Origin of the sequence: Streptomyces sp. PA03-6a, assembly GCF_033792765.1 — a bacterium.
In the GTDB taxonomy this organism is placed as follows: Bacteria; Actinomycetota; Actinomycetes; order Streptomycetales; family Streptomycetaceae; genus Actinacidiphila.
Genome location: NZ_JARAVK010000291.1, coordinates 1 through 10,233, shown reverse-complemented (window position 1 = coordinate 10,233; position 10,233 = coordinate 1). Strand labels below are relative to the sequence as shown.

12 protein-coding genes are annotated in these 10,233 nt (G+C 72.6%); 11 read left to right on the top strand and 1 reads right to left on the bottom strand.

Annotated elements, in window-relative coordinates; translation table 11 throughout:
• On the bottom strand, positions 1-540 hold a 540-nt coding region (locus PV350_RS40095), incomplete at its 3' end, for a LacI family DNA-binding transcriptional regulator (protein WP_500338354.1).
• A gap of 49 nt (positions 541-589) precedes the next feature.
• On the opposite strand from PV350_RS40095, the gene PV350_RS40090 reads away from it, so the two are divergent.
• The 11 genes from PV350_RS40090 (at position 590) to PV350_RS40040 (ending at position 10,045) form a co-directional block, all read left to right on the top strand.
• A complete protein-coding gene (locus tag PV350_RS40090) occupies positions 590-1,837 on the top strand; it encodes an MFS transporter (RefSeq protein ID WP_500338353.1) in 1,248 nt (415 codons plus the stop codon).
• Positions 1,838-1,846: 9 nt separating this feature from the next.
• The gene (gene pafA / locus PV350_RS40085; RefSeq protein ID WP_499510930.1) at positions 1,847-3,208 is read left to right on the top strand and encodes a Pup--protein ligase; all 1,362 of its coding nucleotides are present in this window, start codon (positions 1,847-1,849) and stop codon (positions 3,206-3,208) included.
• A gap of 112 nt (positions 3,209-3,320) precedes the next feature.
• Positions 3,321-4,307, top strand: coding sequence for an FKBP-type peptidyl-prolyl cis-trans isomerase (locus PV350_RS40080; RefSeq protein WP_500338356.1), 987 nt, complete (start codon positions 3,321-3,323; stop codon positions 4,305-4,307).
• Between the two features lie 39 nt (positions 4,308-4,346).
• A complete protein-coding gene (locus tag PV350_RS40075; RefSeq protein ID WP_499510929.1) occupies positions 4,347-4,718 on the top strand; it encodes an FKBP-type peptidyl-prolyl cis-trans isomerase in 372 nt (123 codons plus the stop codon).
• 180 nt (positions 4,719-4,898) lie between these two features.
• Positions 4,899-5,870 (top strand): helix-turn-helix transcriptional regulator, encoded by a 972-nt coding sequence (locus PV350_RS40070; protein WP_499510928.1) that lies wholly within the window; start codon positions 4,899-4,901, stop codon positions 5,868-5,870.
• A gap of 18 nt (positions 5,871-5,888) precedes the next feature.
• Positions 5,889-6,836, top strand: coding sequence for a helix-turn-helix transcriptional regulator (locus tag PV350_RS40065; protein WP_499510927.1), 948 nt, complete (start codon positions 5,889-5,891; stop codon positions 6,834-6,836).
• Between the two features lie 13 nt (positions 6,837-6,849).
• Positions 6,850-7,128 (top strand): hypothetical protein, encoded by a 279-nt coding sequence (locus tag PV350_RS40060; protein ID WP_499510926.1) that lies wholly within the window; start codon positions 6,850-6,852, stop codon positions 7,126-7,128.
• A 19-nt stretch (positions 7,129-7,147) separates the two neighbouring features.
• Entirely contained in the window at positions 7,148-7,348 is a 201-nt protein-coding gene (locus PV350_RS40055; RefSeq protein ID WP_499510925.1) for a hypothetical protein, read from the top strand.
• Between the two features lie 258 nt (positions 7,349-7,606).
• Positions 7,607-7,897, top strand: coding sequence for a Sec-independent protein translocase subunit TatA (gene tatA / locus PV350_RS40050; protein ID WP_499510924.1), 291 nt, complete (start codon positions 7,607-7,609; stop codon positions 7,895-7,897).
• Between the two features lie 112 nt (positions 7,898-8,009).
• The gene (gene tatC / locus PV350_RS40045) at positions 8,010-8,897 is read left to right on the top strand and encodes a twin-arginine translocase subunit TatC (RefSeq protein ID WP_499510923.1); all 888 of its coding nucleotides are present in this window, start codon (positions 8,010-8,012) and stop codon (positions 8,895-8,897) included.
• A 254-nt stretch (positions 8,898-9,151) separates the two neighbouring features.
• Positions 9,152-10,045 (top strand): diacylglycerol kinase, encoded by an 894-nt coding sequence (locus PV350_RS40040; RefSeq protein ID WP_500338350.1) that lies wholly within the window; start codon positions 9,152-9,154, stop codon positions 10,043-10,045.
• Positions 10,046-10,233: the final 188 nt, after the last annotated feature.

The following is a 10,233-nucleotide window of genomic DNA, read 5'->3' as shown; positions in this document are numbered from 1 at the left end:
GCCGGGTGCGGCGGGGTCGGCGTCGAGCATGACGAGGGGGAGGCCGCCGTCGCCGATGGCGGCGAGGGCGTCGGCGGCCATGGAGGAGGCGATGATGCCGTCGAGGGCGGCGCGGGCGGAGCCGAAGGGGTCGCGGGCGGGGCCGACGCCTTCGGGGGAGGGGTAGAGGACGACGCCGAAGCCGTGGTCGTCGGCGACGCGGGCGGCGCCGGTGTAGACGCGGGCGAAGTACTCGTTGGTGAGGGTGGGCACGACCAGGAGCGCGGTGCGGGTGCGGCCGAGGCGGAGGTTGCGGGCGGCGAGGTTGGGCCGGTAGCCGAGGTCGCGGGCGGCGGTGCGGACGGTGTCGGCGGTGCGTTCGGAGACCCGGCCGCGCCATTTGTCGCCGAGGACGAGGGAGACGGTGGCCTGGGAGACGCCGGCGGCGCGTGCGACGTCGCGTGAGGTCGGGCGCGCTGTGTCGGTCACCGTGGGGGCCTCTTTCGGCTGGGTGGGCGGGTGGCGGCGGGGTGTGCGGCTGGACCGGTGGACTGGGCTCATGGTACGTATGACCCACGACGTTATACGTACAACTAACGAAGGGGAGGGCATGGGGACCGGTTACGCGGACCTGCTGCGCGCCCGGCACGCGGCGCGGCTGCTGACCGGCACCCTGGTCGGCCGGCTGCCGAACGCGACGGCGGCCCTGGGCATCGTGCTGCTGACCCGCGCGCAGGGCGGCGACTTCGCCCTGGCGGGGGCGCTGTCGGCCGTCTACGGCCTCGCCAACGCCGTGGGGCAACCTTTGCTGGGGCGGGCGGTGGACCGCCTGGGGCAGCCGAGGGTGATGTTCCCGGCGGCGGTGGTCTCCGCCGTGGGCATGGCCGTCTTCGCGCTCTCCGGGCCCCGGCCGCTGCCCCTGGCGTACGCCGCGATGCTGGTCGCGGGCTTCTTCACCCCGCCCCTGGAGGGCGGGCTGCGGGCGCTGTGGCCGGGTGTGCTCAAGCGCCAGGACCGGATCCACGCGGCCTACGCGCTGGACGCGGCCGCGCAGGAGGTCATGTTCGCGGTCGGGCCGCTGCTGGTGACGCTGCTGGTGGCGGCGTTCTCGGAGACGGCGGCGCTGCTGTGGATCGCGGCGGTCGGTGTGGCGGGGGCGCTGAGCGTGGTCACCGCGCCGCCGTCGCGGGCGTGGCGGACGCAGCCGCGCACCCCGGACTGGCTGGGGCCGCTGCGCGCGCCGGGCCTGCGCGCGCTGGTCGGCTCGTTCTTCTTCGTGGGGCTGGCGCTGGGCTCGATCGCGGTGGCCGCGGTCGCGTACGCCGACGAGCACGGCGGCGGGATGGTCTCCAGCTACGTGCTGTCGGGGATCGGCGCCGGGGCGCTGGCCGGCGGGGTGTTCTACGGGGCGCGGCAGTGGGCGGGGGTCCCCGAGCGGCGGCTGCGGCTGCTGATGGCAGGTCTGGCCGTGTGCTACCTGCCGCTGGCGCTGGTGCCGGGTGTCCCGGCGATGTCGGGCCTGGCGGTGCTGGCGGGGCTGTTCCTGGCGCCCTCGCTGGCCTGCGCGTTCGTGGTGGTCGACCGGCACGCCCCGGTGGGCACGGTGACCGAGGCGTTCTCATGGATCGTCACCACGTTCGGGGTGGGCGCGGCGGTCGGCACGGCGGTCGCGGGACCGGCCGCGCAGTACGGCGGGACCGCGGCGGCCTTCGGCGTGGCGGGTGCCGGCGGGGTGGTGGCGCTGGTGGTGCTGCTGGCCAGTGGGCGCTACCTCACGGTTCCAAACCCGGCAAGCGGGACAGAAAAAGATCGAATCGCCGCGGTCGAACCCGGTTTGAGGTCCACGCATCAGGCGTAAGGTCTCATCATGGACCGCCGCATTTTCGGGCTGGAGAACGAGTACGGCGTCACGTGCACGTTCCGGGGACAGCGGCGTCTGTCCCCGGACGAGGTGGCGCGGTACCTCTTCCGCCGTGTCGTGTCATGGGGTCGCAGCAGCAACGTCTTCCTCCGCAACGGCGCCCGCCTCTACCTCGACGTGGGTTCGCACCCGGAGTACGCCACTCCCGAGTGCGACAACGTGACGGAACTGGTCACCCACGACAAGGCGGGGGAGCGCATCCTCGAGGGCCTCCTGGTGGACGCAGAACGGCGCCTGCACGAGGAGGGCATCGCGGGCGACGTCTACCTCTTCAAGAACAACACCGACTCCGCGGGGAACTCCTACGGGTGCCACGAGAACTACCTCGTCGCCCGGCACGGGGAGTTCTCCCGCCTCGCGGACATCCTCATCCCCTTCCTGGTCACCCGGCAGCTGCTGTGCGGCGCGGGCAAGGTGCTGCAGACCCCGCGCGGCGCGGTCTACTGCGTCAGTCAGCGCGCGGAGCACATCTGGGAGGGCGTCAGTTCCGCCACGACCCGCTCCCGGCCCATCATCAACACCCGGGACGAGCCGCACGCGGACGCCGAGCGCTACCGGCGGCTGCACGTCATCGTGGGTGACTCCAACATGTCCGAGACGACCATGCTGCTGAAGGTCGGCGCGACCGACCTGGTGCTGCGCATGATCGAGGCGGGCACCGTGATGCGGGACCTGACGCTGGAGAACCCGATCCGGGCGATCCGCGAGGTGTCGCACGACATAACGGGCCAGCGCAAGGTCCGTCTCGCCTCGGGCCGGGAGGCCTCGGCCCTGGAGATCCAGGAGGAGTACTACTCCAAGGCGGTGGACTTCTGCGACCGGCGCGGCATCCGCAGCGGTGTCATCGAGCAGGTCCTCGAACTGTGGGGCCGGACCCTGGAGTCGATCGGCAGCGGTGACCTGGACAAGATCGGTACCGAGATCGACTGGGTGATGAAGTACCGCCTGATCGAGCGGTACCGGGCGCGGGACAACATCACGATGTCGCACCCGCGCATCGCGCAGATAGACCTCGCGTACCACGACATCCACCGCCGCCGCGGGTTGTACTACCTGCTGGAGAAGCGGGGTCAGGCCAAGCGGATCTGCAACGACCTGAAGATCTTCGAGGCCAAGTCCGTGCCCCCGCAGACGACGCGGGCGCGGCTGCGCGGCGACTTCATCCGCCGTGCCCAGGAGCAGCGGCGCGACTTCACCGTCGACTGGGTGCACCTGAAGCTCAACGACCAGGCGCAGCGCACGGTGCTGTGCAAGGACCCGTTCCGGTCGGTGGACGACCGGGTGGAGAAGCTCATCGCCGGTATGTAGCGGCGGTGGCACAGGCGACGCGGGGCCCCGTACGTGTTCGTACGGGGCCCCGCCCACGCCGTAGAGTGGCGCGCACGCCAGACAACGCAAGATCGACCTGATGGGGATCCCCGTGCGCCGACGCTCTCTTCTCCTCGCCGTCCCTGCCGGCCTGCTCACCCTTGCCGGCTGCGGTGACGACAAGTCCGGCAAGTCCGCGACCAGCGCCAGCCCGTCGGGTTCCGCGTCCGCGTCCGCGCCGGTGAAGATCGTGGACGGCCCGCTGCCGGACATCACCGCCGGTACGAAGTTCGGCGAGAAGCCGACGGTCGCCAAGGGCCTGGGCCAGCCGAGCAAGGACCTGGCTGTCAAGACGGTGATCCAGGGCAACGGCACCACCGTCGCCTCGGGTGACTACCTCCAGGCGAACTACCTCGGCCAGATCTGGGACACGGCCAAGGTCTTCGACAACTCCTGGGACCGGGGCGCGCCGGCCATCTTCCCGATCGGCGTCGGGCGGGTCATCCAGGGCTGGGACAAGGCCCTGGTGGGCAAGAAGGTCGGCGACCGGGTCGAGCTGGCGATCCCCCCGAACCTGGGCTACGGCGAGCAGGGGCAGCCGGACGCCGGGATCAAGGGCACCGACACGCTGGTCTTCGTCGTCGACGTGGTGGACACCTTCAACGGCAAGAGCTCCGCGAAGGGCAAGGCCGTCCCGCAGAACGACGCCAAGCTGCCCAAGGTCGGCACCAACACCGACGGCCAGGCCCCCTCCGTCGAGGTCCCCAAGACGGCCGCGCCGGCCAAGCTGGTCGCCAACTACGTGCTGGAGGGCGACGGCGCGGCGGTCAAGCCCACCGACACCCTGCTGCTGCAGTACAAGGGCGTGGTGTGGGACGGCGGCAAGGAGTTCGACTCCAGCTACAAGAACGGCCAGTTGGCCCAGTTCCCGCTGCAGCAGCTGATCAAGGGCTGGCAGGAGGGCCTGGTGGGCAAGAAGGTCGGCAGCCGCGTCATGCTCGTGGTGCCGCCGGACCTCGGCTACGGCGACAAGGCGCAGCCGGGCATCCCGGCCAAGTCCACGCTGGTGTTCAGCCTCGACATCCTCGCGGTGATGTAAGACTAAGCAGGTTGTCCGCACCTCTTTAGGAGCACGTACGTGAGCATCGAGAAGCCCGAGATCGACTTCCCCGGCGGTGAGCCGCCGGCCGAACTGGTGATCAGGGACATCTGGGAGGGCGAGGGCGCCGAGGCGAAGGCGGGTCAGAACGTCACCGTCCACTACGTCGGCGTGGCCTTCAGCACCGGCGAGGAGTTCGACGCCAGCTGGAACCGCAACTCCCCCTTCAGCTTCCCGCTGGGCGGCGGCCGGGTCATCAAGGGCTGGGACCAGGGCGTGCAGGGCATGAAGGTCGGCGGCCGTCGTGAGCTGACCATCCCCGCGCACCTGGCCTACGGCAACCAGAGCCCGAGCCCGCTCATCAAGCCGGGTGAGACGCTGATCTTCGTGGTGGACCTGCTGTCCGTCTGAGCGGCGTCCGGCCCGACCACGGCCCGTGGCCCCCGCCGACCGGCACCGCCGGCCCGGCGGGGGCTTCGTCGTACGGGGGCCGGCCGGGGCGGTCACCGGAACCGGCCTTCGCTTCAGCCACGCGGCCCGGTCGCGATAGGGTCTCGACGGAGAGCTGAACACGGAAGAAGGTTGCTTCGAGTGGCGATTGCCAAGGCCGAGCGGCTGATGAACCTGGCGCTGTGCCTGATGAACACGCGGCGCCCGGTCAGCAAGCGGGAGCTGCGCGCGTCCATCGAGGCGTACCACGAGATCGGCTCCGACGAGGCGTTCAACCGCATGTTCGAGCGCGACAAGGACGACCTGCGCGAGCTCGGCATGGTCATCGAGACGGTGGAGAGCCTCGACGGTGAGATCGGCTACCTCGCCCGCCGTGACCGCAACCGCCTTCCCGAGATCGCCCTGGACGCCGAGGAGGCCGCCGCGCTGAGCCTGGCCGCGAAGGTCTGGCAGCAGGCGCGCTTCGCCGAGGCCGCCAGCGGAGCCCTGCAGAAGCTGCGGGCCGCGGGCGTGCCCTTCCACGACGAGGGCGACGACGGCGTGCGGGAGGCGGCCGGGCACAGCGCCCTGGAGCCCCGCATCCCCACCCCCGAGCCGGCGTTCGAGCCGCTGATGGTCGCCACCCGTGAGCGCCGCCCCGTCTCCTTCGACTACCGCAAGGCCAACGCCGTGCGCCCCGAGCCCCGCCAGGTCGAGCCCTGGGCGCTGGAGTGCTGGCGCGGCCACTGGTACCTGGCCGGCTGGGACCGCGACCGGTCCGCCGTGCGCGTCTTCCGGCTCTCCCGGATCACCGGCCGGGTCCGCACCCGCGGCGGCGCCTTCACCACCGAGGTGCCCGACCACGTCGACGTGCGCGCCGCCGTCGCCAGCTGGGCCGGGGAGGGCGCGACCGCGACCGCCAGGATCCGGCTGCGCCGCGACTCCGGGTACCCGCTGCGGGCCCGCGCGGTGGAGATACTGCCGGTCGACGCCGACTGGGACGAGCTGGAGATCCCGTACGGGCACGGACTGGACGCCTGGCTGGTGGAGTTCGGCCCGGACGTGGTCGTACTGGGGCCCGACGAGCTGCGGGCCGACGTCGTGGACCGGCTGCGCGCCGTCGCCAAGGGCTGAGCGGGGGAGTACGGAGAGATGGCCAACGCGATCGACCAGACGCGCCGGATGCTGTCCCTGGTGACGTATCTGCGCGAGCGCCCCGGCGCCCGCGTGAGCGACGTGGCCCGGGCGTTCGGGGTCACCGAGGCCGAGCTGATCGGCGACCTGAACGTGCTGCCGCTGTGCGGCACGAGCTTCAGGGGCGGCGACCTGCTCGACATCGACACCGACGGCGAGCGGATCTGGTGGCACAACGTGGACGACGTCGCGCAGCCGTTGCGGCTGGCCGCCGACGAGGCCGCCGCGCTGCTGGTCGCCGCCCGTGCCGTCGCCAACCTGCCCGGGCTGCGGGAGAGCGACCGGCAGGCCCTGCTGCGCGCCACCGCCAAGATCGAGGGCGCGGCCGGCGAGGCCGCCGGCGCGTCCTCCCGGCTGTCGGTCACCTTCGAGTCCGAGGGCAGCGTCTTCGCCGACGTCGACCGCGCCATCGCCGAACGGCGCCGGCTGTGGATCCGCTACTACTCGCCGTCCCGGGACGAGCTCACCGAGCGCGAGGTCGACCCGATCCGGCTGTTCGCGGTCGGCCACACCTACTTCGAGGGCTGGTGCTACCTGTCGGAGGACCGGCGCACCTTCCGCCTGGACCGGGTCGCCGAGATCCGGCTGCTGGACACGCCCAGCGACCCGCCGCGCGTCGAGCCGCGCGACCTGTCCCAGGGGCTGGTGCAGCCGGCCGGCGACGACCCGGAGGTCGTGATCGAGGTCGGCCCCGGCGGCCGCTGGGTCGCCGAGTACTACCCGCACGACCTCGCCGAGGAACTCCCCGACGGCGGCCTGCGGGTCACCCTGCGCACCCCCGACCCGGGCTCGCTGCGCCGTCTCGCGCTGCGGCTCGGCCGCGACGGGCGGATCGTCTCCCCGGCCGGACTCGCCGGCAGCGCCCGCGACGCGGCCGCCCAGGCCCTCGCGGCCTACGGCGAGTGAGGTGAGCGCCGGCATGGACGACCTCGACACCCTGGACACCCTCGGTACCGTCGGCGACCCCGGTACGACCCCGCCCGGGGTGATCTTCAGGGCTTCCTGCCCGGAGTGCCGGACCAGCTTCGAGCTGTCGGCCGACGCCCTGCGGCTGGCCATCGGCGGCAGCCACCGGACCACCTTCTACTCCTTCACCTGCCCCGACTGCGGCTCCTCCGTCCGCAAGCCGGCGGGCGACCGCATCGTGGAGCTCCTCACCGACGGCGGCGTCCGCACGATGCGGCTGCACATCGGCTGAGCCGCTACGCTCGGCTCCCATGTGGTGGCTCTACCTGTACGTCGGCCTCGCGACCGCCGGCCTGCTCGTGCTCGGTGTCCTGGCGTTGCGCGTGTACGCCGAGGTGCGCGGCCTCGCCCGTCAGGTGGGGCGCAGCAGCGACCGCCTGCGACAGGCCTCCGAGGACCTGCGGCGGGCCGCGGAGCCGCTGGCGCGCGGCGCCGGCGAACTGACGCGCTGACGACGCCGTCCCGCCGGCGGTACCCACGGACGCCGGGTCGGTGCCGTCGGCGGCACCCTCGTCCTCCCCCCTCCGGGCAGGTACGCTGCTGAAGCGGCCCCGGGAGAGCGCGGCGGGGGCGGCAACGGCAAGGACGCCGGGGGATTGCCAGGCGTTTACCCCCGCAGGTTACGATCGCTGGCAGAGCGGACACCGTGTCCACGGACCCGGAGCCCGCTGCCATAGAACCCATGCCGCCTCGGTGAGAAGGTAAAGCTTATGTTCGGCAGGCTCGGCGCCCCTGAGATCATCCTCATCCTTGTCGTCGTTCTGCTGCTGTTCGGGGCCAAGCGCCTTCCGGACATGGCCCGCGGCCTTGGGAAGTCGATGCGCATCCTGAAGAGCGAGGCGAAGGCGATGAAGTCGGACGACGCGGCGGCCCCGCAGGCGCCGGCCGACGCGCCCGCCGACGCCCAGGCCGCACCGAAGACCATCCAGGCCGCGCCCGGTGACGTCGCCAGCGCCCGCCCGGTCTCCGAGACCCAGCAGCCCCGCCAGACGCAGAGCTGACACGACGACACAGGTACGGGCCGCCGGCGGGGACGCCGGCCTCCGCGTGAGATGAGGACCTGGGTTGCTCAAGTCTGCCCGCAGTAAGCCGACGAAGGACCCCGAGGGGCGCATGCCCCTGGTGGAGCACCTGCGTGAGCTGCGCAACCGGCTCGCCAAGAGTGTGCTCGCGATCGTCGTCGTGGCGATCGTGGCCGCCTTCTACAGCCAGCAACTCCTGGAGTTCCTGGCCTCTCCGGTACCCAAGTGCGGCCCCGGGGTCGTCAGCAGCGGCGGCAACTGCGCCATCGTCACGTTCGACTCGCTGACGGCGCCGTTCGCGCTCACGATGCAGGTCTGCTTCATGGCCGGCGTCATCGGCGCCAGCCCGGTCTGGCTGTACCAGCTGTGGGCCTTCATCGCCCCCGGCCTGCACCGGAACGAGCGCAAGTACACGTACATGTTCGTGGGCGCGGCACTTCCGCTCTTCCTGGGCGGCGCCTTCCTCGCGTACAAGATCATGCCGGTCAGCATCAAGGTGCTGATCAGCTTCACGCCCGAGGGCTCGTCCAACCTCCTGAAGCTCGACGGGGTGCTGGACTTCACCATCCGCATGGTGCTGGTCTTCGGCCTCGCCTTCGAACTGCCGCTGCTCCTGGTCATGCTCAACATGGTCGGCATGGTCAGCGGCCGCCGCATGGCGGGCTGGTGGCGGGCCGTGGTCATGGGCGTCTTCGTCTTCGGCGCCGTCGCGACGCCGACCACCGACCCGGTCAGCATGATCGCCCTGTCCGGTCCGATCGTCGTCCTCTACTTCGGCGCGGTCGCCTTCAGCCTGGTCAACGACCGGCGTCGGCGCTGGCGCAACCCCGACGCGGAACTCTCCGACGACGAGGCCTCCGAGCTGGACCTCACCCCGGAGTCGATCGACACCGGCGAGCGCGTCACGGCCTCCGTGCCCGAGCAGGCCGGGCCCGTCGAGGACGGACGCCGCTCCGGCGACTTCGACGACGCGACCTGACGCCGCGTGACCCCCGACGGGGCCCCGCCCGGACCAGCCGGGCGGGGCCCCGTCGTCAGGGGGCGCAGGCTGCCGTCAGCAGCGGTCGCCCTTCGACGCGGCGAAGGTTCTCCCCTGTCCGGCTCTGCGATGACCCTTCGATCCTCCGGGCCGGAACACGACCCTCCGTAGGCCCCGAGGATGATCACGACCCCTCCGGAAGAAGGGGTGCCGGTGATCTCGACGGGTGGACTACCGCACGGTAGGGTCCGCGCGTGACCAGCGAGATCACCCTCATCGCCAACCCCGCCGCGGGCCGTGGACGGGGCGCCCGCGCCGCCGGACCGGCCGCGGACGCACTGCGCCGCGCGGGCTTCGGCGTGCGCACCGTCGTCGGCACCGACGCGCCCGACGCCCTGGCGCGGGCCCGCGAGGCCGTCGCGGACGGCACGGACGCGCTGGTCGCGGTCGGCGGCGACGGCATGGTGTCGCTGGCCCTGCAGGCCGTGGCCGGGACCGGCACGCCGCTCGGCGTCGTCGCCGTCGGCACGGGCAACGACTTCGCCCGGGCGACCGGACTGCCGGTACGCGAGCCCGCCGCGGCCGGGGAGGCCATCGCGCGGGCGCTGAAGGAGGGCACCGTCCGCGAGATCGACCTCGGCCGCGCCGGCGAACGGTGGTTCGGCACGGTCCTCGCCTCCGGCTTCGACTCCCGGGTCAACGACCGTGGCAACCGGCTGCGCTGGCCCAGCGGGCGGCTCCGCTACGACGTGGCGATGCTGGCGGAACTGGCCGCGCTGCGCCCCATCCCGTACCGGATCACCCTCGACGACGGCGCCGAGACGGAGATCGAGGCGACCCTCGTGGCCGTCGGCAACGGCACCTCGTACGGCGGCGGCATGCGGATCTGCGCCGGAGCCGAACTCGACGACGGGCGCTTCGACGTGTGCGTGGTCGGGCCGTGCAGCCGCAGCACGCTGCTGCGCGTCTTCCCGAGGGTCTACCGCGGCACCCACCTCGGCCACCCCGTGGTGACGGTGCACCGCGCGGCCGCGATCACCCTCGCCGCCGACGGCATCACCGGCTACGCCGACGGTGAGCCGCTGGGCCCCCTGCCCCTGACCGCGCGCACCGTACCGCGGGCGCTGCGCCTGCTGGCGCCGCAGTAGCGCGGTGCCGAGCCGCGGGGACGAGGTCGTCGGGCTGCGCCCGGCGGGCACGTCCAGCTGCAGCCGGCCGCCCGGCGCTGCGTGCACCGCTCCGGCGGGCCGGGAAGCCCCCGGGCGTCCGCCACCTCCCCGGCGGCCGGAGCGGCGGACGTCCGGGGTAGCCGTGGGCGAGGGGGTCGTGGGGGCCC

What these genes read in the sequence shown, in the direction of transcription:
- PV350_RS40090 (WP_500338353.1), top strand. Translation starts at nt 590, where the DNA reads ATGGGGACCGGTTACGCGGACCTGCTGCGCGCCCGGCACGCGGCGCGG.
- pafA (WP_499510930.1), top strand. Translation starts at nt 1,847, where the DNA reads ATGGACCGCCGCATTTTCGGGCTGGAGAACGAGTACGGCGTCACGTGC.
- PV350_RS40065 (WP_499510927.1), top strand. Translation starts at nt 5,889, where the DNA reads ATGGCCAACGCGATCGACCAGACGCGCCGGATGCTGTCCCTGGTGACG.
- PV350_RS40060 (WP_499510926.1), top strand. Translation starts at nt 6,850, where the DNA reads ATGGACGACCTCGACACCCTGGACACCCTCGGTACCGTCGGCGACCCC.
- PV350_RS40055 (WP_499510925.1), top strand. Translation starts at nt 7,148, where the DNA reads ATGTGGTGGCTCTACCTGTACGTCGGCCTCGCGACCGCCGGCCTGCTC.
- tatA (WP_499510924.1), top strand. Translation starts at nt 7,607, where the DNA reads ATGTTCGGCAGGCTCGGCGCCCCTGAGATCATCCTCATCCTTGTCGTC.
- tatC (WP_499510923.1), top strand. Translation starts at nt 8,010, where the DNA reads ATGCCCCTGGTGGAGCACCTGCGTGAGCTGCGCAACCGGCTCGCCAAG.